Consider the following 22,148-nt stretch of genomic DNA (forward strand, 5'->3'; position numbering starts at 1 on the left):
CCCTGTATTATACCATATCTGTTATTCCTTTTTATCAACTTGTGCTAAATTATTATTCACTTCAAGTTCACATTACGGAACGCAATAATTTCAAAAAATAAAACAGACTGCAGGGGAGCAGTCTGTTTCGTAAAAAGGGTATTGGGACTAGAGATTAAAGAGATTATTAAGGATAACCTCTACAGTCATTATACCAATCCTTTTGCAAAAATCAAGCAGTTTTGCAAATAATTTTCAGCAATCTTCTGTGTGTCGTCCGTTTACACGTTAAACAGGAAGTGGATGACGTCGCCGTCCTGTACCACATAATCCTTTCCTTCGGAGCGAATCAAGCCCTTTTCTCTGGCCTTTCCCAGATTGCCGCCGCATTCCACCAGCTGGTCGTAGGTGATGGTTTCCGCCCGAATAAATCCTTTCTCGAAATCCGTATGAATCTTTCCGGCTGCCTGTGGCGCTTTGGTGCCCCTCTTGATGGTCCACGCACGAACTTCCGGTTCGCCTGCCGTCAGGTAGGAAATGAGATCCAACAGCGAGTAGGATGCCTTGATCAGCTTGTCCAGACCGGACTCTTCGATACCAAGATCCTCCAGGAACGCATCCCGTTCCTCATCCTCCAGCTCTGCCATTTCAGCCTCAATTTCCGCACAAATCTGTACGCAGCGTGCACCTTCTGCCGCCGCCAGTTCCGAAACCTGCTTCACATACGGATTGTCCGTATCTGCCACTTCATCCTCGGACACGTTGGCTACGTAGATGATTGGTTTCGAGGTCAGCAAATCGATTTCATCCAGCACCTCGTGATCGTCTTCATCCATTTCCATGGCACGGATATTCTTTCCGCTTTCCAGCCACTCCTTGGCCCGCTCCAGAATCGCCAGCTTGGATCCCAGCTTCTTGTCCGCCTTCATGTTCTTCTGCGTCCGGGCGATGGCTCTCTCCAGAACCTCCAGGTCCGCAAAAATCAGCTCCGTATTGATGGTATCGATATCCTCCAGCGGATCGATATGACCGTTCACATGAACGATATTGTCATTCTCAAAACAGCGAACCACGTGCACGATTGCCGAAACCTCCCGGATATGACCCAGGAACTTGTTTCCCAATCCTTCTCCTTTGGACGCACCTTTCACCAGACCTGCAATGTCGCAGAATTCGATGGTGGTGTAAATGGTCTTCTTCGAATTGTAAATATCGTGCAGCACCTGCAGTCTCTTATCCGGAACCGTCACCACGCCCACGTTCGGCTCGATGGTGCAGAACGGATAGTTCGCCGCTTCCGCACCGGCCTTCGTAATCGCATTGAACAGCGTACTTTTACCCACGTTTGGGAGACCCACAATACCTAATTTCATATTTCACCTCAAAATCTTTATTCACATGTATTTCCGAAATCACTTCTCTTCCCGGCAAATACTTATTGTAACATCATACAGACTTAATTTCAATTTTCTTCTCGTCTCTTCAGGAAAACATAAAGAATGATGCTTCCCACAAAAACAAATGCGCTGAGCACCATGGCCTGCCGAAAAGGCCCAAGCATCAGGCTGTCCGTCCGCAGGGATTCCACAAAAAAACGTTCCGCCGAGTACAGGATTCCGTACAGGCACATAATCTGACCGGAAAATCGCCGATGCCGGTTATCCACATAGAGAAGGAACAGGCACAGAAGTCCGCACCAAACGGACTCGTACAAAAACGTAGGGTGCACGTGCTGCCCGTTCACCACAATCGCCCACGGCAGATTGGTAGGCCGGCCGTAGGCCTCACTGTTGAAGAAATTTCCCCAACGACCGATACACTGTGCCAACGCCACTCCCGGCAAGATCAGATCCGCCATGGAGAGGAACGGAATGTTCTTTTTTCGGCAGATCGCCCAGGCGGTCGCCAGGCCGAAAATCAATCCGCCGTGAATCGCCAGTCCCCCTTCGCGAATGTTGAACGCCTCCATGGGATCGTATCGATACAGGGTATTCCACGAAAAGATTACATAATAAACCCGCGCGCCGATGATTCCGATCGGCAGTGTCCACAGCACCAGATCCAGCACATCGTCCGGCTGTATCCCCCGCTTCGGCGCCCGCTTATACGCCAGCAGTGTCGCCAGCATGGCGCCGGTCGCAATCAGAATTCCATACCACCGTATCTCCATCGTGCCGATGGTAAAAGCAATTGGTCCGGGTGATTCCATACGCTTCCGTCCTTTCTTTTCATTCGTTTTTCTACATGTTATATTACGATTTCTGTTCTCGCATTTCCATACGGATTCTGTAAAAAATCGCAAAAAACAAAAGAAGCGATTTCTCGCTTCTTTTGTAGTGGAGGCGACACCCAGATTCGAACTGGGGATGAGGGTTTTGCAGACCCGAGCCTTACCACTTGGCTATGTCGCCGAATTGGCTAGGGTAGCAGGATTCGAACCTGCGCATGATGGAATCAGAATCCATTGCCTTACCACTTGGCTATACCCCAACAACACAATATTAATTTTTCATAGCCTCTATATGGGGTGTGTAGTGGGATTCGAACCCACGCATACAGGAGCCACAACCCTGGGTCTTAACCGCTTGACGATACCCACCATATTTTGGCGACCGGGAACGGGCTCGAACCGTCGACCTCCAGCGTGACAGGCTGGCAGTCTAACCAACTGAACTACCCGGCCATAAATGTGGTGGACGCTATAGGGCTCGAACCTATGACCCTCTGCTTGTAAGGCAGATGCTCTCCCAGCTGAGCTAAGCGTCCACATTAGTGGTGGCGGCGAGTGGACTCGAACCACTGACCTTTCGGGTATGAACCGAACGCTATAGCCAACTAAGCTACGCCGCCATCTCCATTGCTTTGTGAATTTCGTTCTCACTCACGTCGCCATATTATAATAGCAAAGTATCGGGCTCATGTCAATAACTTTTTCAAACTTTTTTGTTTTCAAAATTTTGACCTGTCCGCCCGCTGCAGATGTGTTATAATTCTCTGCAGAAAGCAACTCTGACATTATAGCACTTCATTCACCGGAAAGGAAGGGGTATTTTGAAAAAATTTTGCAGAAAATATAAAATGCCGGAACTGAACGGTTCCCTGTACCGGCGATACTATGATTCTCTCAAGCCCTGCATCTTCGATATCGAAACCACCGGTTTCGCCAACGGACGGAATACCAGCCGCGTCATCATGACGGCACTGCTCATTCCGTCGGGAGAAAATGAAATATCCGTAACTCAGTTTCTGGCGGAAGATCCCTATGAAGAGGACCGAGTTCTCCGGGCTACTTTGGATTTTCTGAATGAGCAAAAAACGGACTTCCTGATAACCTACAACGGTACGTCCTTCGATATTCCTTTTATGAACCGGCGACTGGAGGCCCTTCATTTTCCTTTTACACTTAAGATGTACAACCTGGATCTGTACTCCTGGATTCGGCGGAACACCGGACTTCCGGGACAGCTGTCCGCCCTCTCCCAGAAATCCGTGGAGAATTTTTTTCACATCGGAACCGACCGAATCGATGCCATCTCCGGCCGGGAAAGCGTTCGCCTTTATTACGAATACGTCACAAGCCACAGCGGGATGCTGGAGAAGGTTCTTCTCACCCACAACCGAGAGGACGTGGTGCAGCTCTACCGAATTCTGCGGCGTCTGTTTTCCGACGAAGGACAATCTCTCCTGCTTCACGGGGACTTTCATCAAGCCCAGGCCAACTACGGATTTCCGCTCCTCCCGAATGCCGGTCTGTCCCTGCGGCCGAAGATTTCCGGAAACAAACTTCAGCTGTCCGGCCTTCAGCATTGCTCCGTAGAGAAGATGACGGCGATGAATCCGGACGTGAACACCCGGGTGTATTACCGGGAAGAGGAACTGCCGTTCCCTCTGAACGCATCGATTTTCCCGGACGCCCACAATCCTCTCCAAGGGGAATTTCGGGCACGCACCGCCGACTACCGGATTACCCTGCCACTGGAATCCTACGATAATGCCCTGTATGCAGACGTCTCCGGCTTGAAGCTTCGAGAAGCTCATCGGGAGGTTTTGGAACAGATGGGCGAATACGTGAACGGCTATCTAATCCTCAAAGAGGGGGACGATCTTTCCTACTCCGCTCTCAACATGCTGGCTCAGCTCACCGCCGAAGACATCGAAAAACGCATCCGTACATTCTAATCCCGTACGGATGCGTTTTTAATTCACGCTATTCTAGTTGTTGTCCACCTCGTGGATGTCGGAGAAGCCCCTTCCCAGCCCCCAGACGCTGCTCAGCTTTGTCACCGTCACAAAGGCGTGCTCATCGTGCTCCGCCAGAAAACTTTTAATCTGCAAGCTCTCCCGCGGAGAACAGATAATCTGCACCGACCTCCGTTCCGTTTTCGTATATTCTCCGGTGGAGGTATAGGTGGTCACACCGCGGTGCATCTCGTGCATCACGAAATCCACCAGCAGCTGCGGCTCATTCGTAATTACCGCTACGGACACCTGCACCCCAGAAATACCCAGAAGAATCGATTCCGTTATTTTACTGGTGATAAAAACAGTAATCAACGCATAGAAGGCCACGTTCCGGTCAAAGACGAAGGCGGACATCACGATGACCGATCCGTCCAGGAAAAGCATAATACGCCCGATTGGAACGTGTTTCATCAGCCGAAATTTGATGACCCGAGCGATAGAATCCGTGCCGCCGGAGGAAAACCCGTCGATGTAACCGATACCGGTGGCGGCGCCGTACAGCACACCCACCAGTACGGAAGCCAGGAACGGATCCTTGTGGGACAGCAGACAGAAATCCACCTGCTCCATGCCGTACATGATGACCGGATAGGCGATGGACAGGGCGATGATTTTCTGCACATCCTTCCACCCCAAGGTGAAGTACACCAATGCCACCACGGCCATGCCGAAGCAGTAGTACACCAGCGAATAGTTCCACGGCATAAAATGAGTGATGATTCGCACGATGCCCGGCAGTCCGCCGGAGGTCAGTCCGTTAGGAATCATCACGAAAATCTGGGCGGCAGAACCGGCAAAAGCGGAACATACCACCACAATCGCAGAACGCAAAAACTTCTTTCCCTTATCGCTTTTCTTTTCGTCCATCATAGAAATATTCCTTTCCGAACACGTCTACCAGAATTATTGCATAATTCCCATTTGATTGGAATTGGAATTGACTCGGAGTTTCACTGATAAGGGGTCGCCCCCGGAAGGTACCGTCGTAATCCGGATCCACCATCACATGGTCGATATATTGCTCCGGCGCTTCAATGCCTATTTTCATGGCCAAATCCCGATCCTTTAACGGAATATGACCGTAATCGATTTCCGGTCGGAACTGATTGACCTTGCACGTATACATGTTTTTGCCGTTTTCTAAAGGAACAGAATCCTCCACTTCTACCGAGAACCAACCGTATTTGTTTCCGGTCCGCTGGCGGAAGTAGTCGTATGTTCCCTCCAGAGCCTCCAGTCTTTTTCGAGTAGTGGAAATTGCCAAAGGCTCCGTATCGCAGCCCACCCAGTGGCGGTTCAGCGCCTCTGCCGTCTCCGGAAGGGTTCCGGAGCCGCAGAAGAAATCCGCACAGTAGTCTCCTTCTTCCGTGGTGGCTTCGATAATCCGCCGCAGCAGCTCCGTCGGCTTCTGGGTCGCGTACCCGTTTCGCTCCGCCGAGGTCCGCCCCACCATATCGATGGACCACACATCCTTCATGTTCACCATGGTATACCAGCCGTACTCATCTTTGTACTCCTTCACGCCTTTGAAACGGTACGGCTTCAGCCCTCGGTTGTAGGATTTTTCCTTCGGCACGTTCAAGTGGTAATAGGCGGTCTTGCTGTACACCAGGATGGTATCGTGTTTCCGAGAGAAATGCCTCTTTCCGCTGCCGCCGGATTTGTACTGCCAGATAATTTCGTTCTGAAAATTTTTCGTCCCGAACACCTCATCCATGATCAGCTTCATATAGTGGGCGGAGTGCCAATCCAGGTGCACCCAAATCAGTCCGTCCTCTGCCAGCAGCTTCCGCATGAGGATTAACCGTGCCGTCATATTCTCCACGTAGCATTCCAGGCTTCGCTCAAAGGTATCGTCGTACGCCAAATGCTTGATTTTGTGATTCTTCCCGGTTCGGTCCTTCAGGTCGATGGTGGCGTTGAATTTGCTTTTGGTAAAAAAAGGAGGATCGATGTAAATCAGACGAAACCGACCCTCATATCCATTTTCCAAAAGACCCTGCATATAGGCCAAATTATCTCCCAGAACCAAGGCGTTTCGGCTCTCTTCATCGGGGATGGGATTGTGCTGCGCCACCCGGTCGAAGACGACATCCGCCTTCGCTCCCGCCAGCATCTTTCCCTGTTCCAGCCCATTCTGTAAATCCGCTAATATACTCATATTCTAATATCTTTCCTTAATCATTTGTTCTGTAGATATTATAAAACACCGGACTTACCTTGTCTATATATCAACTTTTTCAATTTTCTACACTTCAATGTAGCTTCCCAAATAGCGAAAATCCTTGCACACCCCTTCCAGATGATTCATCAGTCGGATGAACTGCTCTGTGTATACGGATTCTTCAAAGTCGAAATAGAAGCGGAAATCGAAATCACTTCCCGGAATCGGTCGGGACTCCAGCTTGGTGATATTGATTCCGCAGGCATTGATGGCGGAGAGCACTTTGTACAGGGAACCCGGCGTGTGCTCCGTGGTACACATGAAACTGGTCTTGTTTGCGCCCGGATAGATTTCCAGAGGTTTCGTGATACAGATAAAACGAGTGTAATTGTTATCGCTGTCCTGCACCGCCCGTTCCAGGCTTTCCAGGGAGTAATACGCTCCGTTGATTTCCGCACCCAGCGCCGCCGCATCCCTTCGGCCGGATTCCGACAGGTATTTCGCCGCCGCCGCTGTGTTTTCGCACACCGTAATCTTCGCTTCCGGGAATTCCCTCCGCAGGTACTCATCGCACTGCGACAGGGCCTGCTCCTGAGAAATGATTTCCTTGATATCCGCCTTCTGTACCCCTTTGTTCACCAGGAGGCTGTGCTCAATCTTGATTTTAATGCTCTTCACGATGTGAAAATCATAGGTCCGCATCAAATCATAGACACGGTTCACCGAACCGGCAGTGCTGTTCTCCACCGGAAGCACTCCGTATCGGCACAGCCCCTCATCGATGGCCGCGAAAACCCCTTTAAAATTCTTTGTATAGATGATTTTCGGCATCTTGAAGAATCGCTCGCAGGCGTCCTGTGAATACGCGCCCTGCACGCCCTGACACGCCACTACCGCCATCTCCGGGAAAATCGGCGACGTGTCCTTCAGTGCCTGACGAATTTCTTTTACCACCCGAGACTCCGTGTGGGTCACCTGTCTCTGGTGATCCGCGCTCATCTCCATCAGCAGACTGAACAGCATCCGGTTGTAATACGCCATATCGCTGGCCGAATCCTCGGTAATCTTCTCCATCAGCGCCCGTTCCCGCAGCGGATCCACAATTTCCAGGTTGTTGGCCTGCTTGTATTTCGCAATGCCCTCCGCCACGCGCATCCGTTCATCCACCTTCTCAATCAGGGTGCGGTCAATTTCATCGATTTTCTCTCTGTACTCTTCCAAATTAGGCATCTCTCTATCTCCTCTCAAGGTTATTTCCCATTTTATTCTCTTCCAATACGGTAAAAAAAGTCGGATAGGATTTGTTTACCGCCGCGCTGCCGGTCAGAATTACTTTATCGGTTGTAATCAGGGAGGCGATGGCCGCCATCATGACGATTCGATGGTCGTTATATCCATCCGCTCTTCCGCCAGAAAGAACGCCCCTTCCGGTAATCACCAATCCATCCGGCCGCTCTTCCACCCGGCCGCCTAAAGCGTTCAGTACTTCCGTAACAGACATCAGCCGGTCGCTTTCCTTCAGACGAAGCCGCTCCGCATGGCGGATTTCCGTTGTCCCATTTGCTGCCAATGCCACCAATGCCAGTGCCGGCACCATGTCCGGAATCTGGGACGCATCGATGACAATCCCCCGCAGAGACGGTCCGGAGGGATAGGCGGTAACCGTATCCTCTTGAACTTCTATTTTTGCGCCAAACCGGCGGAGCAGTTCCACTATTTTTCGGTCTCCCTGGGCCGAATTCGGATTCAGGCCGGTCACCTGAACCGCCTCCTCCCCCAGCACACCGGCGGTGAGCCAGAAGGCCGCATTGGACCAATCTCCTTCCACCTTGCAGGTTCCCGGGCTTCGATATTTCTGATTTCCCGGGATCCGATACACCAATTCCTCTCCCATTCGTTCTGTAATGATTTCAATACCGAATTCGCGCAATACCTGCAGGGTCAGATTCACATACCCCACAGACTGCCGTTCTCCGGTCACCCGAATGGTGCTGTCGTCCGCCAGCAGCGGCAGTGCCATCAGCAATCCGGTGATGTATTGAGAGGACACGTTTCCCGGGATGCGGAAAGCCCCCGGCTCCAGCTGCCCCTTCACATGAAATGGATTCGCACCTAAAGGTGAAAAGGTAAACCCCTTTTTCTCCAGTTCTTCCACCAGCGGCGACAGGGGGCGCTGAGAAAGTCGTCCCTCGGGATAGAATTTCGCGTCCATCCCAAGCGCCGCTACCAGTGGAATCAGAAAGCGGAAGGTGGACCCGCTCTCACCGCAGTGCAGCTGCGCTTCCTCTGCCGCTTCGCTATTTCCTTCCGGCGTCGCCCCTTCCTTTCGCACCCGACGGATTTCCGCCAGGCAGTTTTCGGTGGCTTCTATATCCAGGGAACGTTCCGAAAGGATTACATCGCAGGGTTCCTCACAGAGCGCAGCGGCAATCAGCATTCGATGCGCTGCCGATTTGGACGGCAAGATATCAATTCTCTTCATAGCAGATCTTTCACCTCCCGGATGTGGAATTCCCGGATAGCGCATCTTCCCACTTCCTCCGGAATCACCATTCGGATGGTATCCCCTTGGCGCTTCTTGTCGGAACAGAGGATTCGGTAGATTTCTTCCCGATTCTCCGGCAATGTCAGATTAAAATCGTATTTCCGAAGCAGCTGCTCCAGCGCAGCCAGCGTCTCCCGACTGCACCAGCCCTGTTCTGCAGAAATTCGGGTTATCCAGTACATCCCCTTGGCCACCGCATCTCCGTGGCTCAACCGGTAACCCTCCGCCTGTTCCATGGCGTGTCCCAGGGTATGTCCGAAATTCAGCTTGTGCCGGAGACCTCGGTCGAATTCGTCCGCCTCCACGTATTCTTTTTTTATACCCACACAGGTTTCAATCACCTCGTCTAACGAATTTCGAACCTCCGTCGGATTCTCCAGCCTTTTGAACAGCTTTCGATCGTGAATCATCCCGTATTTGATGACTTCCGCCATACCCTCCCGGTAAACATCCGACGGCAAGGTGTTCAAGAGGCGACTGTCCTGTAAAACCAGTTTCGGCTGATGAAACGCTCCCGCCAGGTTCTTCCCGGAAGGAAGGTCGATGGCGGTCTTTCCGCCGACGGAAGAATCCACTGCCGCCAGCAAGGTGGTAGGCACCTGATACACGTTGATTCCCCGCATGTAGGTCGCCGCCGCGAATCCGGCCAGATCGCCCACCATGCCGCCGCCCAGCGCTACGATGCCGTCGCTTCGGGTGAAGGGCACCGCCGCCAGATATTCCAGAATCCGAAGATAATTCGTTCCGTTTTTGGAGGCTTCTCCCGGCGGAAGAACGTATTCCCACACACCATAGCCGGCCTCTTCCAGGCTCTCTCTGCAGATATCCATGTACAGCGACGCCACGTTGCGGTCGGAAATGATGCATATTTTCCCCCCTCGCTGAATCTCCGCGAGAGCGGTCCCTATTTGTCGTAACTCCATGTTAATTCTCCATTCCCACCGCAGCACGCACCCTGCGGATTTTCTCCATCACTCCATCAAACTGATCCGGCGTGAGGGACTGGGGGCCGTCACTTAAAGCATGGGCCGGGTCGTTGTGCACTTCAATCATGATGCCGTCCGCTCCGCAGGCCGCTGCCGCCGAAGCCATGGAATCCACGAAGGATGACTTGCCCGTGGCATGGCTGGGATCCACCACCACCGGAAGGTGGGTCAGCTCGTGCAGCGCCGGAACGGCGGAAATGTCCAGTGTGTTCCGGGTGTACGGTTCAAAGGTGCGGATGCCTCGCTCGCACAGGATAACGTTCTCGTTGCCTCCCGCCATGATGTATTCCGCACTCATCAGCAATTCCTTCAAGGTGTTGGCCAATCCTCTCTTCAGGAGAATCGGCTTTCGCGTCTTCCCCAGTGCTTTCAGCAGTTCGAAATTCTGCATGTTCCGAGCCCCCACCTGAATCACATCGACCTCCTCGAACAGCGGGAGGTGATTCTCATTCATGATTTCCGTAACGATGGGAAGACCGGTGGCTTTCTTGGCCTTCACCAGCAATTCGATGCCGTCGGCCTTCATTCCTTGAAACGCATAGGGGGACGTCCGGGGTTTAAAAGCACCGCCTCGCAGCATGGTGGCCCCGGCGGCTTTCACCCGTTTGGCAATTCCGATAATCTGCTCTTCGGATTCCACAGAGCAGGGTCCCGCAATTACGGAAAAATATCCCCCGCCAATTTTTGTACCGTGCACATCCACGACGGTATCCTTTGGGTGAAACAGGCGGTTGGCCTTCTTATAGGGTGCGGAAATCTTTCGCACGTTCTGCACCATGTTCAGCATTTCCACCATGCTCACATCCACTACGGATGTATCTCCAATCAGCCGCAGCAATTCATGGTCGTCCTCTTCCGATACATCAACCTCCAGTCCCCTTCCGGACAGCCAACGCATCAATTGATCTTTCTGCTCTTCCTCTGTATGAGGTTTCAGTGTGATAATCATTCATACCCTCCGTAACTAAAAAAAGCCTGCAGCAAGCTGCAGGCCATCATTCCAATTCAGAAAAAGAAACCACCTCTACCTGAATCTGCCGCAGCAAAAGACGTCTTTCTTGAAAAAGAAAAACCCAAAAAAGAAGAAAAATACTGCCGCAAAATACAGATTGTTCATGGTTTTGTATCTCCTTTCCCCAATAATTGTGAACGTGAGTATAATGATACCACCGTCCGCCGCATTTGTCCAGTATTTTTCACTAAATTTTATATTGATTTTTGTTTATTTCAACAAACTATTTTTCTTCGTTTCGCTTTGCCAGGATTTCCTTCAACTCCTCCACCGAGAATTTATAGGTGGAATTGCAGAAGTGACACTTCACCTCGATATCTTCTCCGTCCTGAATCATTTGATCCAGCTCCCCGGTCTGAATAGTGGCCAGCGCGCCCGCCACTTTCTCCTTGGTGCATCCGCAGTGGAACCGAACCGGCACCGTCTCGAAAATTTCCGGATTCAAATCCCCCAGCAGGGCCTGAATCATATCCTCCGGTGTCATACCCGCCTCCATCATCTCGCTGACGGATTTGCTGTTCTGCAGCACCTTCTCGATGGCCGCGATGGTTTCCTCTTCCACGTCCGGCATCATCTGGATGATAAAACCGCCGGCATGGCGAACCGTGGAATCCGTATTAATCATTACGCCCAGTCCTACCGCGGACGGTGTCTGCTCCGAAGTGGTAAAATAATAGGCAAAATCGTCGCCGATTTCACCGGTCTGAAGTTCCACCTGACCATTGTACGGCTCCTTCAATCCCAAATCCATGCTTACGGTCATGGTACCGGCACCCACGGCAGCGCCTACATCCAATTTCCCCGCATATTTCAGCGGAATGTCCACACACGGATTCGCCGGAAAACCCTTTACGTTTCCGTGGCTGTCCACGGTGACGGTCATCTGGCCGATGGGACCGTCTCCTTTTATGGTCACCGTCAGCTTATCATCTTCTCCCTTCATCATGGAGCCCATCATCGCCGTTGCACCCATCAGCCGGCCCATGGCCGCAGTGACTACCGGAAAGGTATGATGCTTCTCTCTGGCGGTCGCCGTCATCTCCGTGGAATCGATGGCAAAGGCACGCACCGTTTCGTTTGCCGCAGTTGCTCGTACTATATAGTCTGACATTTTCGTCCTCCTGTATTCATTTAAATCCTTCCCCGCCCTCACAATAGAATCATGGAACAGGGGTTCATAGTGTGCTATAATACATTAGATATTGTACCATACATTGAAATAAAGGAGTTAAAAATATTATGAATCTATGCATCGATTCCCGCAAGGTACAGGAAGGCGATATGTTTTTCTGCATCGACGGTTCTGCTCTGGACGGACACGATTTCGCAGAACAGGCGGTTGATAACGGGGCAAAAGTAATTATCTATGAACACGATATGCCGATGAAGGATCAAGAAGGTGTGATTTACATCAAGGTGCCAAGCACGCTGGATGCACTGAACGAGGCGGCGGCTTCTCTGAACGGATGGCCCAGCAAGCACCTCACCATGTTCGGCGTCACCGGAACCAACGGTAAATCTTCCATTTCCTATCTGATCAGCAAGATTTACACCAAATACAAGGGTGAGTGCGGATATCTGGGCACCATCGGCGGTCAGATGGAAGGAAAGAAATACGATGTTCCCCTGACTACGCCGGACATCATCCCATTGCAGCGGACGCTGGAGGAGATGCGCAGAGACGGAGCCGAGGCAGCGTCCATTGAGGTCAGCTCCCACGGTCTCATTCAGAAGCGCGTCGGTGCGGTGGATTTCGATTATGCCATCTTCACCAACCTCACCCGGGAGCACCTGGATTATTTCAAGGATATGGAAAACTACTTCCAGGCCAAATCCCTGTTCTTCCGAAATCTGAAGCCGACGGCCGTAGCGATGGTAAACATCGACGATCCGTACGGAAAGCGAATTGAAGAACTGTGCACCGGCAAATTCATGTCCTATGCCATCGAACAGCCGGCGGATTACATGGCAAAAGATATCGTCTACAGTCCGGAAGGCATGTCCTTCACGCTGGTGCACGAGGGCAAGGAATATCCGGTCACTACCAACCTGCAGGTGACCTATAATCTGTACAACCTACTGGCCGTTGCCGGCACCCTGGATCAGGCCGGTCTGAATCTGGAGGATGTGATTCGGGAATTCGAGTACATCCCATCCATCCCGGGAAGAATGGACGAAATCCGTTTCGGTCAGGACTACCGAGTAATCGTGGACTACGCCCATACCGACGACAGCTACAACAAGCTGCTCCACTACGTGCGTCACGACCTGCCGGGCATCCGCCGGATTATCACGGTATCCGGTGCACCGGGAAAAAGAGATGCGGGCAACCGGGAGATTTTCGGACACTACTTCAGCCAGTACTGCGACTATTCCATCCTGACGGAGGAGGATTGCCGCGACGAAGCCCCGAAAAAGGTGGCAGATGAAATCGCCGCCGGCATGAAGGACGGATACCCTCACGAATACATCGAGAACCGCGCAGAAGCCATCCAGGCTGCCGTGGACATGGCGCAGCCGGGAGATATCGTCCTGGTGCTGGGCAAAGGTGCGGAAAAGTATCTGGACGGCACCACCGGAAAGCGCTACTGGGAAGGGGACGATGTGAGTGCCCGGAAGGCAGTGCAGAGCCGCTTGGAGCGGGAGAAATAAGATATGCAGAAAAAAAAGGAGATGAGCCGCGGGCTCATCTCCTTTTTTGGTTGTGCGACAGCGGACTTGGTGCAAGGAAACCCACAAAGCCTTATTGTACCGTTTCGCTTGCACCAAGTTTCAGGTGCTTTTCGCCGCTGTGCGACAGCGGACTTGGTGCAAGGAAACCCGCAAAGCCTTATTGTACCGTTTCGCTTGCACCAAGTTTCAGGTGCTTTTCGCCGCTGTGCGACAGCGGACTTGGTGCAAGGAAACCCGCAAAGCCTTATTGTACCGTTTCGCTTGCACCAAGTTTCAGGGGCTTTTCGCCGCTGTATGGTAGCGGACTTGGTGCAAGGAAACCTGCAAATCCTTATTGTACCGTTTCGCTTGCACCAAGTTTCAGGGGCTTTTCGCCGATGTGCGACAGCGGACTTGGTACAAGGAAACCCGCAAAGCCTTATTGTACCGTTTCGCTTGCACCAAATTTCAGGGGCTTTTCGCCGCTGTGCACCTCTGCTATGGGCGTTTCCCCAAATTATCAAACAAAAGCAAATAAATATACAATTATTCCTGCAATTAATGAAATCAACAGTCTTATACTCACTAAGAATTTTGCAGGCACTAGTTTGCTGCTCCATATATACTGTATAAGTAGTGAAGCTAGCATACCAACTATCCAGGATAGAATAAATACAATAATCCCTGACTTATTTGTGGCATATGCAATTGCAAAAGAACATAACGCCATCACTACTACCGAGGTTATTATCTTATTTTTTTCATTTATGCCTCCTCTATCGCTCGCTTGTAATATGACACTGCCTTTATTTATAGTAAAGCACTTCGAAATCCGACGGTGCTCTTTATGGTATAGAATACTGTATTCCTGGATTTATTGCAAGAGAAGCCACACCTTCCGGACCTCCAAGGAGAATTTGAAGTTGCTTTTATTCTTCACTAACACCATTTGAAAAAGAACCAAAAAAACATCCTCTCTGCCGGTTTACCGGCAGGGAGGATGCAATCAAGTTTCCGCTATTCTATTTGAAGTTGTGAACCATCTTATTACCACAGTGCGACGATACTAGTTCAGAACCTCACACTCGTCAAAGTTGACACCAATCATCTCTTCCAGCTCTGCGCTGACACTTACAACGAAGTCGATCCCGTAATCCTTGGAAATCACTTTGATCTTCTCGATAAATTCAGGAAGTACTTCCAGAGAAATATCCGCATGCTTCATAATTCCATCCAGATAGAATTTCTCAATGTCGCTGTTGGAACTGATAATTCCGAAAATAAAACCGATGTACTCGCTTACATTTGTGATGTGAACGAAGTCCTCCATGCAGATAACACGAATGCGGTGATCCAGATCGTAAATCAGGCGGGAATTCTTGTTGATGAATACAACGCTTCCCTTGCACTCTTCCGCATCTCTATTCGCGAAATCAATCATGTTCTTTGTCTTTCCACTCCCCTTGTGTCCTACTAACAGTTTAACCATGGCAGTGTCCTCCTTAAATTTATTTTTGATGATTGAGTCATATGACAAATATGTCTTATGTTGCGTTAATTATACAACATCTTGTGTAGCGGTTCAATAACTCAAATTATTTTTCCGCTGCTTTTTCTGCATCCAGCTGCTTCACGACTTCGTCGATGCGGTGTGCCACCTTGATAAAGTCTTCTTCCTTGAATCCACGGGTTGTCATCGGTGCAGTACCCACACGAACACCACTGGTCTGCATCGGGGAACGCTTTTCGTTCGGAACGCAGTTCTTGTTCAGGGTAATGCCTACTTCATCCAGTGCGTTCTGCAGATCTCTTCCGGAGAATTCGTGATCCGACAGATCCAGCAGGAATACGTGGTTATCGGTTCCGCCGGTTACCACATTGTAACCCATCTTGATGAATTCCTCTGCAAAAGCCTTGCAGTTTACAACAACCTGATGAGCGTATTCCTTGAATTCCGGACGCAGTGCTTCTTCTGCGCAAACGGCTTTTCCGGCAATGATGTGCTCCAGCGGACCGCCCTGTGCATATGGGAATACGGCACTGTCTACCTTCTTTGCCAGTTCTTCTCTGCAGAAAATCATTCCGCCGCGAGGCCCTCTCAGGGTCTTATGAGTGGTGGTGGTGATAATGTCCGCATAACCGAATGGGCTGATGTGCTCACCACCGGCAACCAGACCGGCAATGTGTGCCATATCTACCATGAAGTATGCATCTACGCTCTTTGCGATTTCTGCGAATGCCGGGAAATCAATCGTTCTGGAATAAGCGCTGGCACCGGTGAGAATCAGCTTCGGGTGCAGCTCGTTTGCCTTCTTCTTCAGGTCTTCCATATCGATGAATCCGTTTTCATCTACGTTATAGAAATGTACATCGTACAGCTTGCCACTGAAGTTTACTGCGGATCCGTGAGTCAGGTGACCGCCGTTGTCCAGGTTCAGGGAAAGAATGGTGTCTCCCGGTTCCAGCACAGCCTTGTACGCTGCAAAGTTTGCCTGAGATCCACTGTGCGGCTGTACGTTTACGTGGTAGTCGGTATCAAATACCTTTCTCCACATGTCGCAGCAGTATTCTTCCAGCTCATCAACGTAACGGGTTCCGCCGTAATATCTGCCCTTGTTTCCGGAATGTCTTTCAATCGGCTTTGCCGGATAACCTTCCGCATACTTCCAGGAAAGGCAGCTTCCGCATGCAGCCATTACCGCTTCAGAGCAGTAGTTCTCAGAAGCAATCAGCTCTACGTTGTTCTTCTGACGATTGTATTCCTTCTCAATCAGATCTGCGACTCTCGGGGAGGTCTTGCGGATTTCCGCAATGTTCTCCTGATTATAAGTGCTTGAATCGTTTCCGTTTCTGTCAAACATTTTTTACCATCCTTTCATTTGATACAGTATTCTCATATCTCCAATTAAGTATATCGATCCGATGAACAGTACAACATCATAGCAACCATTAACCGCTGTTGTGTATGCTTCCCTCTCATCAGGAATCGCAGTGCAATGGAACCCCTTCTCGGTCAGCTTCTCCGTCAGCACATCACACGAAAGTGCTCGCTCGCTGTGAGGCTCCGTAATGATGAAATCCGCATGAGCCGGTGCTTTTCCCAGCTCCTCTGCCATTTCATCGTATTCCTTGTCCTTGAAACATCCAAAGACAATCAAAACCTTTTTATCTTCGATTTCTTCTCCGTAATACTGCTTCAGCGCAGTAATTCCGGCCCGAATTCCGTCCGGATTGTGTCCGCCGTCGATGATGACCGACGGGTTTTCCTTTTGAAGAAATTCAAATCTTCCCATGATTCGGGCCTTCTGCAGTCCGGCTCGAATATGCTCCTCGGAGACGGAGACCTTTCCTTCTTCACACGCTTTCAGCAGAGCCATCATCGCCGTAACCGCATTACGTACTTGATGGTCGCCCTGCATGGACAGGTGCAAATCCCGGTATTCTTTCTCTCCGATGGTCACATCGAACAGCATCTCCGGCCGCCGGGAAACAATCTTGTACTCCGAATCGGAGACGTCCAGAAATTCCGAACCTTTCTGTTCCGCCTTCCAACGGATGAATTCTTGCGTTTCCGGTTCCACACTTTCCGAAATCACCGGAATGCCGGCTTTAATAATTCCGGCCTTGTTCCAGGCAATTTCCCGAAGGGTATCTCCCAGAATGCCCGTGTGATCCCGTCCCACCTGCGTGATAACGGTGGAAACCGGATGCTCGATAGTATTGGTAGAATCGATGACGCCGCCCAGACCCACTTCGGAAATCATGTAGTCCACACCGTTGTCTGCAAAGAACAGGTAAGCAATCGCCGTCAGAATTTCGAACTCGGACAGGTATCCATATCCTTCCTGATTCAGCCATTCATTGTAGTTCAGAACCGCCTCCCCGTATCGGGTAAAGGCCTCATCGGAAATCAGGTGGTTGTTGATCATAAATCGCTCATTGTACACCATAACGTGCGGCGAAGTATGTACGCCCACCGTATATCCCGCTTCCTGCAAGATGGAAGAAAGGTACGTGGCCACGGATCCCTTTCCGTTGGTCCCGGCCACGTGAAAAATATTCAATTTTTCTTCCGGATTTCCCAGAAGGCTGAGAAGTCTTCTCATCCGGTCCAATCCCATCGGACCTTTTCGCGCAGTGCTGTCATGAATAGCATCAATAACTTTTTGACTATTCGTTGTCACTTTTCGCTCCCATAGATTCCAAACGGGCAACTACGGTTGCCAGCATTTCTTTATATTTTTCTTGTTTTTCCTTCTCCTGGTTTACGACCGCTTCCGGTGCCTTCTCCACGAAGCCCTTGTTGGACAATTTCTTCTCCACGCGGGTTACTTCGCCTTCCAGACGCTTCTTTTCTTTCTGAAGTCTTTCCAGCTCCGCCTCGAAGTCCACCAGATCTTCCAGCGGAATCAGGATTTCCGCACCGTCGATAACCGCAGACATTACATCCTTCGGTGCATCCCCGTCGGTGCCTTCCACGGTGATTTCCACCACGTTGGCAATCTTACGGATGATGTCTCCGGTACCTTCAATGGTATCCGCCAGGGAATCCGTCCGGACAATCATGTTCAGTTTCCGGCTCGGTGCCGCATCCGCTTCTACACGAATGTTACGAACCGCCTTGATGGCTGCGATTGCCGTTTCGATGCGAGCCGTCGCGTCCGGATATTCCAGATTCTCGTCGTACTGCGGCCAAGATGCCCGAATCAGCATCGCATCCGCACCGGTTTCCGATCCTTCTTTTGGAAGGAATCCCCAGATTTCCTCGGTAATGAACGGCATGAACGGATGGAGCAGCTTAATCAGATCCTTCAGCGTCTTCTGCAGGACATATCTCGCCGTCTTCTTATCCTCCTCGTCCTCACCGTACAGTCTTCTCTTGACGATTTCGATGTACCAGTCGCAGTACTCATCCCAAATAACTTCATATACCTTCTGTCCGGCCAGGCCCAGCTCGAACTTATCCAGAGATTCGGTCACTGCTTTTGCGGCCGCATTCACTCTGGAAATCATCCACTTGTCCTCGTCCTGGAGAACGGCAGTCGCTTCGTCTGCCATCGGCAGGAAATTGCCATCTTCATCCTGTAAATTCATAATGGTGAATCGGGATGCGTTCCACAGCTTATTGGCGAAGTTTCGGGAAGATTCCAGACGGCTGGTCAGGAATCGAGTATCGTTACCCGGAGAAATTCCGGTGCACAGCATGAATCTCAGTGCATCTGCACCGTACTGGTCGATGACAACCAGCGGATCGATTCCGTTGCCCAGGGATTTGCTCATCTTCCGTCCCTGTTCATCACGTACCAGACCATGCAGGAATACGTATTTGAACGGGATTTCGTGCATCGTTTCGCATGCGGAGAATACCATTCGGATAACCCAGAAGAACAGGATATCGTATCCGGTTACCATAACGGAAGTCGGATAGAAGTAATCCAGTTCCGGTGTCTTCTCCGGCCAGCCCAGTGTGGAGAATGGCCACAGAGCCGAACTGAACCAGGTATCCAGTACATCCTCGTCCTGATGGAAGTGGTGTCCGCCGCACTTCGGACATGTCTCCGGCATGTGGTCTGCCACCACCAGTTCACCGCATTCGTCGCAGTAGTATGCCGGAATCCGGTGTCCCCACCACAGCTGACGGGAAATGCACCAGTCATGAATATCGTTCAGCCAATTCAGATAGATCTTCTCAAATCTTGCCGGAATGTGCTCCAGCTCTCCGGAAGTTGCCGCCTCGATGGCCGGTTTTGCCAGCTCTTCCATCTTTACGAACCACTGATCCGACAGCATCGGTTCAATAGCGTTGTGGCAACGGTAGCACTTACCCACCGGAATGACCATATCTTCCGTCTTAACCAGGTAACCTGCCTCTTCCAGCTCCTTTACCCACGCCTTCCGGCACTCGTACCGGTCCATACCTTCGTATTTGCCGGCCAGCTCGTTCATGGTGGCATCGTCATTCATGCAGCTCAGGATTTCAAGATCGTGACGGGCACCTACCTCGAAGTCGTTCGGGTCGTGTGCCGGCGTAATCTTCACCGCACCGGTTCCCTTTTCCGGATCCGGATACTCGTCTGCGATGACCGGAATCTCCCGGTTCAGAATCGGCAGGTATACGTTCTTGCCCACCAAATCCTTATATCTCTCATCACTCGGATGAACCGCAATGGCAATATCGCCGAACATGGTCTCCGGACGGGATGTCGCCACTACAATTCCCTCTCCGCCATCCACTGCCGGATAACGGAAATACCAATACTTTCCGTTTTCGTCCTCGTGCTCTACCTCTGCATCCGACAGGGACGTCTTGCAGCTCGGGCACCAGTTAATCAAGCGGTTTCCGCGATAAATCCAACCTTTGTTGTAAAGATCGATGAAGAATTTCGTTACGGCCTTGTTGCAGCCCTCATCCATGGTGAAGCGCTCTCTCCGCCAATCGCAGGAGTCGCCCAGCTTTCGGCACTGCTTCGTAATCCGGCTGCCGTACTCCTCTTTCCACGCCCAAGCGTACTCCAGAAACTCCTCTCGAGTGAATTCACTCTTGTGCTTGCCGGTATCTTCATAGAGCTTGTTTGCTACTTTTACCTCGGTGGCAATGCTGGCGTGATCGCTGCCCGGAAGCCACAGTGCGCTGTAGCCTTCCATACGCTTCCAACGGGTCAGCACGTCCTGAAGAGTCTGGTCCAAAGCGTGTCCCATGTGCAGCTGCCCCGTGATATTTGGCGGCGGCATTACGATGGTAAACGGTTTTTTGTCCGGATCCACTTCGGCGTTAAACGCACCGGACTCCTCCCAAGTCTCATAAATACGATCCTCAAAGTCCTTTGGATCGTATGTTTTCGCAAGATTCTTTTTCATTTAGTTCTCCTATCTTCAATCCGGCAAAAATAATTTCCGGTATTTCGCCATTTTTCGTACAGTCATCAGAAAACCTGATGCCGAATTCGCTCCATCTGTTCATCCACATCCGACAAGGTCTTCGCGCACTGGGTCAGCTGTTTCTGGATGTCCTCCGTCAGAGCACCTTTATTCTTATATTTCAATTCGTGTTCCAGGCTGGCCCAGGTATCCATGGCAATGCTTCGGAACTGGATTTCCACAGGTACGGTGGTCTTACTGTTCACCAGGAACACCGGGATCGAAATGACCACGTGAAGGCTTCGATATCCGCTTGGTTTCGGATTCTTGCAATAATCCTTGATTTTAATCAAATCCACATCCGATTGCTTCAGGAGAAGTTCGGACATGGTGTAAATATCTTCCCGGTAGTTGCACACCACTCGGATTCCGGCGATGTCGAATACCTCTGCCCGAACCGTATCCAGGTTGTGAATCGGGTCCTCAATGCCGTAACGCTCCGCTTTATCCATCAAGCTTTCAAAGGACTTCAGCCGCGACTGCATGTGGTGAATCGGCACGTAGGAATGCTTCATCCGGAAATCATCACCCAGCACATCCAGCTTCGTGCTTACCTCGCGAATCGCCGCACTGTACAGCAGGTTGATGTCCATAATCTGCTGCTGAAGATCCTCGTCTGTCTGGAGGTGTTCCGGCACGCTGGCGGACATATCGTCCGGTTTGTAATATTGGGTAAAGGTCATTGTATTTTACCTTTCCTTTTCTATTTGATATTTAAGTTTTTGATGTTCTCTTTCTTATAAAAATGCTTTGCGGCCTTCATTACATTCCGCAACAGCAGGGTGGTGGTCACCGTTCCCACGCCGCCCGGTACCGGTGTGTATGCCACATTTTCCGACCAATCGCAGGCAGTCAGTGCCTTGACATTCAGGTCCCCGGCCATCTTTCCGTCCGATCCGGTTCCCGCGCCGGCATCCACGATAATCTGTCCTTCCCGGAAAAATTCCGGTCCGTAGGATTCTATCTGTCCCGTCGCCAGAATCACGATGTCCGCCTCCTCACAGGCGGTCTTCAGGTCTTCCGGTTTCGTGCGGGTATGACACACCGTCACTGTCGCGTTGGCATTCAGCATCATCAGCATCAGCGGCTTTCCGATTCGAACGCTCCGTCCCACAATGGTCACTTTCTTTCCCTGCAGTTCCACATCGTTCTTCTGCAGGATTTCCATGCAGGCCTCTGCAGTGCAGGCACAAAAATAATCATCCAAAGGTTTCTTCGCATCAAAAAGATTGGCATAGGATGCGTCCGTGATGGCATCGATATCCTTCTCCGGTGCCAGCAATCGTTTCATCCGAGCTTCATCCACAAACTTTGGGAAAGGCATCAGCATGATGATTCCGTGGATGGACGGGTCTCCGTTCAATTCCGCCAGTCCCTTCTCCAGCTCTTCCTGGGACGTTTCCTCCGTGTAGACTCGATTCACGCATTCAATACCGTATTTATCGGAGTTCTTCCGGATGGCATTCTCGTAATACACATCCCCGGAACGATCTCCCACTCGCAGGGTCGCCACCTTTGGACATACCCCATTTTCTTTTAACTTCGTCACATCACTTCGGAGCTGTTCCGCGATGAGGTCTCTCACCGGCGCTCCACGCAATAATTTGGCCATTTGTTCTACCCTTTCAGTGATTCTTCATAAAATAGACA

Annotated in this window: 18 protein-coding genes and 6 tRNA genes; 3 read left to right on the forward strand and 21 right to left on the reverse strand. The window is 50.9% G+C overall.

Features of this window, described 5'->3' with window-relative positions; genetic code table 11:
• Positions 1-260: 260 nt before the first annotated feature.
• The 8 genes from ychF to PUE40_RS00950 all read right to left on the reverse strand — a co-directional run bounded on the left by ychF (position 261) and on the right by PUE40_RS00950 (position 2,829).
• Positions 261-1,352 carry a redox-regulated ATPase YchF gene (ychF, locus tag PUE40_RS00915; RefSeq protein WP_277671613.1) on the reverse strand — a complete coding sequence of 364 codons (1,092 nt, stop codon included), beginning with the start codon at positions 1,350-1,352 and terminating at the stop codon, positions 261-263.
• An 89-nt stretch (positions 1,353-1,441) separates the two neighbouring features.
• A complete protein-coding gene (lgt, locus tag PUE40_RS00920; protein WP_277671614.1) occupies positions 1,442-2,188 on the reverse strand; it encodes a prolipoprotein diacylglyceryl transferase in 747 nt (248 codons plus the stop codon).
• Positions 2,189-2,316: 128 nt separating this feature from the next.
• A tRNA-Cys gene (locus PUE40_RS00925) sits at positions 2,317-2,390 on the reverse strand.
• Positions 2,391-2,394: 4 nt separating this feature from the next.
• A tRNA-Gln gene (locus PUE40_RS00930) sits at positions 2,395-2,469 on the reverse strand.
• Between the two features lie 33 nt (positions 2,470-2,502).
• Positions 2,503-2,578, reverse strand: a tRNA-His gene (locus PUE40_RS00935).
• Between the two features lie 7 nt (positions 2,579-2,585).
• Positions 2,586-2,662, reverse strand: a tRNA-Asp gene (locus PUE40_RS00940).
• 7 nt (positions 2,663-2,669) lie between these two features.
• Positions 2,670-2,745: transfer RNA gene (locus tag PUE40_RS00945), tRNA-Val, on the reverse strand.
• Between the two features lie 7 nt (positions 2,746-2,752).
• A tRNA-Met gene (locus tag PUE40_RS00950) sits at positions 2,753-2,829 on the reverse strand.
• 201 nt (positions 2,830-3,030) lie between these two features.
• Between PUE40_RS00950 and PUE40_RS00955 the strand changes: the two genes are divergently transcribed.
• Entirely contained in the window at positions 3,031-4,158 is a 1,128-nt protein-coding gene (locus PUE40_RS00955; protein ID WP_277671615.1) for a ribonuclease H-like domain-containing protein, read from the forward strand.
• Positions 4,159-4,191: 33 nt separating this feature from the next.
• Here PUE40_RS00955 and PUE40_RS00960 read toward each other — a convergent pair whose 3' ends face one another.
• The 7 genes from PUE40_RS00960 to hslO all read right to left on the reverse strand — a co-directional run bounded on the left by PUE40_RS00960 (position 4,192) and on the right by hslO (position 12,039).
• Positions 4,192-5,091 (reverse strand): YitT family protein, encoded by a 900-nt coding sequence (locus tag PUE40_RS00960; protein ID WP_277671616.1) that lies wholly within the window; start codon positions 5,089-5,091, stop codon positions 4,192-4,194.
• Positions 5,066-6,382 carry a DNA-methyltransferase gene (locus tag PUE40_RS00965; RefSeq protein ID WP_277671617.1) on the reverse strand — a complete coding sequence of 439 codons (1,317 nt, stop codon included), beginning with the start codon at positions 6,380-6,382 and terminating at the stop codon, positions 5,066-5,068. Before PUE40_RS00965 ends, PUE40_RS00960 begins: the two co-directional genes overlap by 26 nt.
• Before the next feature lie 87 nt (positions 6,383-6,469).
• Positions 6,470-7,615 carry a bifunctional chorismate mutase/prephenate dehydratase gene (locus PUE40_RS00970; protein WP_235898206.1) on the reverse strand — a complete coding sequence of 382 codons (1,146 nt, stop codon included), beginning with the start codon at positions 7,613-7,615 and terminating at the stop codon, positions 6,470-6,472.
• 4 nt (positions 7,616-7,619) lie between these two features.
• Positions 7,620-8,867, reverse strand: a complete 1,248-nt coding sequence (gene aroA / locus PUE40_RS00975; RefSeq protein WP_277671618.1) for a 3-phosphoshikimate 1-carboxyvinyltransferase — start codon at positions 8,865-8,867, stop codon at positions 7,620-7,622.
• Positions 8,864-9,853, reverse strand: coding sequence for a 3-dehydroquinate synthase (aroB, locus tag PUE40_RS00980; RefSeq protein WP_277671619.1), 990 nt, complete (start codon positions 9,851-9,853; stop codon positions 8,864-8,866). Before aroB ends, aroA begins: the two co-directional genes overlap by 4 nt.
• A gap of 1 nt (position 9,854) precedes the next feature.
• Positions 9,855-10,865: a 3-deoxy-7-phosphoheptulonate synthase gene (gene aroF, locus PUE40_RS00985; RefSeq protein ID WP_277671620.1), complete on the reverse strand. Its 1,011-nt coding sequence runs from the start codon at positions 10,863-10,865 to the stop codon at positions 9,855-9,857.
• A gap of 286 nt (positions 10,866-11,151) precedes the next feature.
• A complete protein-coding gene (gene hslO / locus PUE40_RS00990) occupies positions 11,152-12,039 on the reverse strand; it encodes an Hsp33 family molecular chaperone HslO (RefSeq protein ID WP_277671621.1) in 888 nt (295 codons plus the stop codon).
• A 128-nt stretch (positions 12,040-12,167) separates the two neighbouring features.
• On the opposite strand from hslO, the gene PUE40_RS00995 reads away from it, so the two are divergent.
• Positions 12,168-13,580 (forward strand): UDP-N-acetylmuramoyl-L-alanyl-D-glutamate--2,6-diaminopimelate ligase, encoded by a 1,413-nt coding sequence (locus tag PUE40_RS00995; protein WP_277671622.1) that lies wholly within the window; start codon positions 12,168-12,170, stop codon positions 13,578-13,580.
• 3 nt (positions 13,581-13,583) lie between these two features.
• Positions 13,584-14,213, forward strand: a complete 630-nt coding sequence (locus tag PUE40_RS01000) for a hypothetical protein (protein ID WP_277671623.1) — start codon at positions 13,584-13,586, stop codon at positions 14,211-14,213.
• Between the two features lie 433 nt (positions 14,214-14,646).
• Here PUE40_RS01000 and PUE40_RS01005 read toward each other — a convergent pair whose 3' ends face one another.
• The 6 genes from PUE40_RS01005 to PUE40_RS01030 form a co-directional block, all read right to left on the reverse strand.
• Positions 14,647-15,069, reverse strand: coding sequence for a hypothetical protein (locus tag PUE40_RS01005; protein WP_154554318.1), 423 nt, complete (start codon positions 15,067-15,069; stop codon positions 14,647-14,649).
• A gap of 106 nt (positions 15,070-15,175) precedes the next feature.
• Positions 15,176-16,441: a serine hydroxymethyltransferase gene (gene glyA / locus PUE40_RS01010; RefSeq protein ID WP_154554317.1), complete on the reverse strand. Its 1,266-nt coding sequence runs from the start codon at positions 16,439-16,441 to the stop codon at positions 15,176-15,178.
• A 3-nt stretch (positions 16,442-16,444) separates the two neighbouring features.
• Complete coding sequence (locus tag PUE40_RS01015) at positions 16,445-17,764, reverse strand: bifunctional folylpolyglutamate synthase/dihydrofolate synthase (protein ID WP_277671624.1); 1,320 nt, start codon at positions 17,762-17,764, stop codon at positions 16,445-16,447.
• A complete protein-coding gene (locus tag PUE40_RS01020; RefSeq protein ID WP_277671625.1) occupies positions 17,751-20,438 on the reverse strand; it encodes a valine--tRNA ligase in 2,688 nt (895 codons plus the stop codon). The genes PUE40_RS01015 and PUE40_RS01020 overlap by 14 nt, the downstream gene beginning before the upstream one ends.
• A gap of 65 nt (positions 20,439-20,503) precedes the next feature.
• On the reverse strand, positions 20,504-21,181 hold the full coding sequence (locus PUE40_RS01025; protein WP_154554314.1) for a GTP pyrophosphokinase: 678 nt from the start codon (positions 21,179-21,181) through the stop codon (positions 20,504-20,506).
• A gap of 20 nt (positions 21,182-21,201) precedes the next feature.
• Positions 21,202-22,110: a bifunctional 5,10-methylenetetrahydrofolate dehydrogenase/5,10-methenyltetrahydrofolate cyclohydrolase gene (locus PUE40_RS01030; RefSeq protein ID WP_277671626.1), complete on the reverse strand. Its 909-nt coding sequence runs from the start codon at positions 22,108-22,110 to the stop codon at positions 21,202-21,204.
• Between the last annotated feature and the right edge of the window lie 38 nt (positions 22,111-22,148).

This window comes from Mogibacterium kristiansenii (genome assembly GCF_029224645.1).
GTDB classification, from domain to species: Bacteria; Bacillota; Clostridia; order Peptostreptococcales; family Anaerovoracaceae; genus Mogibacterium_A; species Mogibacterium_A kristiansenii.

Bases quoted from the DNA above. Each gene is read 5' to 3' on its own strand.
- ychF (WP_277671613.1), bottom strand. From the start codon at position 1,352: ATGAAATTAGGTATTGTGGGTCTCCCAAACGTGGGTAAAAGTACGCTG.
- lgt (WP_277671614.1), bottom strand. From the start codon at position 2,188: ATGGAATCACCCGGACCAATTGCTTTTACCATCGGCACGATGGAGATA.
- PUE40_RS00960 (WP_277671616.1), bottom strand. From the start codon at position 5,091: ATGATGGACGAAAAGAAAAGCGATAAGGGAAAGAAGTTTTTGCGTTCT.
- PUE40_RS00965 (WP_277671617.1), bottom strand. From the start codon at position 6,382: ATGAGTATATTAGCGGATTTACAGAATGGGCTGGAACAGGGAAAGATG.
- PUE40_RS00970 (WP_235898206.1), bottom strand. From the start codon at position 7,615: ATGCCTAATTTGGAAGAGTACAGAGAGAAAATCGATGAAATTGACCGC.
- aroA (WP_277671618.1), bottom strand. From the start codon at position 8,867: ATGAAGAGAATTGATATCTTGCCGTCCAAATCGGCAGCGCATCGAATG.
- aroB (WP_277671619.1), bottom strand. From the start codon at position 9,853: ATGGAGTTACGACAAATAGGGACCGCTCTCGCGGAGATTCAGCGAGGG.
- aroF (WP_277671620.1), bottom strand. From the start codon at position 10,865: ATGATTATCACACTGAAACCTCATACAGAGGAAGAGCAGAAAGATCAA.
- hslO (WP_277671621.1), bottom strand. From the start codon at position 12,039: ATGTCAGACTATATAGTACGAGCAACTGCGGCAAACGAAACGGTGCGT.
- PUE40_RS00995 (WP_277671622.1), top strand. From the start codon at position 12,168: ATGAATCTATGCATCGATTCCCGCAAGGTACAGGAAGGCGATATGTTT.
- PUE40_RS01000 (WP_277671623.1), top strand. From the start codon at position 13,584: ATGCAGAAAAAAAAGGAGATGAGCCGCGGGCTCATCTCCTTTTTTGGT.
- PUE40_RS01005 (WP_154554318.1), bottom strand. From the start codon at position 15,069: ATGGTTAAACTGTTAGTAGGACACAAGGGGAGTGGAAAGACAAAGAAC.
- glyA (WP_154554317.1), bottom strand. From the start codon at position 16,441: ATGTTTGACAGAAACGGAAACGATTCAAGCACTTATAATCAGGAGAAC.
- PUE40_RS01020 (WP_277671625.1), bottom strand. From the start codon at position 20,438: ATGAAAAAGAATCTTGCGAAAACATACGATCCAAAGGACTTTGAGGAT.
- PUE40_RS01025 (WP_154554314.1), bottom strand. From the start codon at position 21,181: ATGACCTTTACCCAATATTACAAACCGGACGATATGTCCGCCAGCGTG.
- PUE40_RS01030 (WP_277671626.1), bottom strand. From the start codon at position 22,110: ATGGCCAAATTATTGCGTGGAGCGCCGGTGAGAGACCTCATCGCGGAA.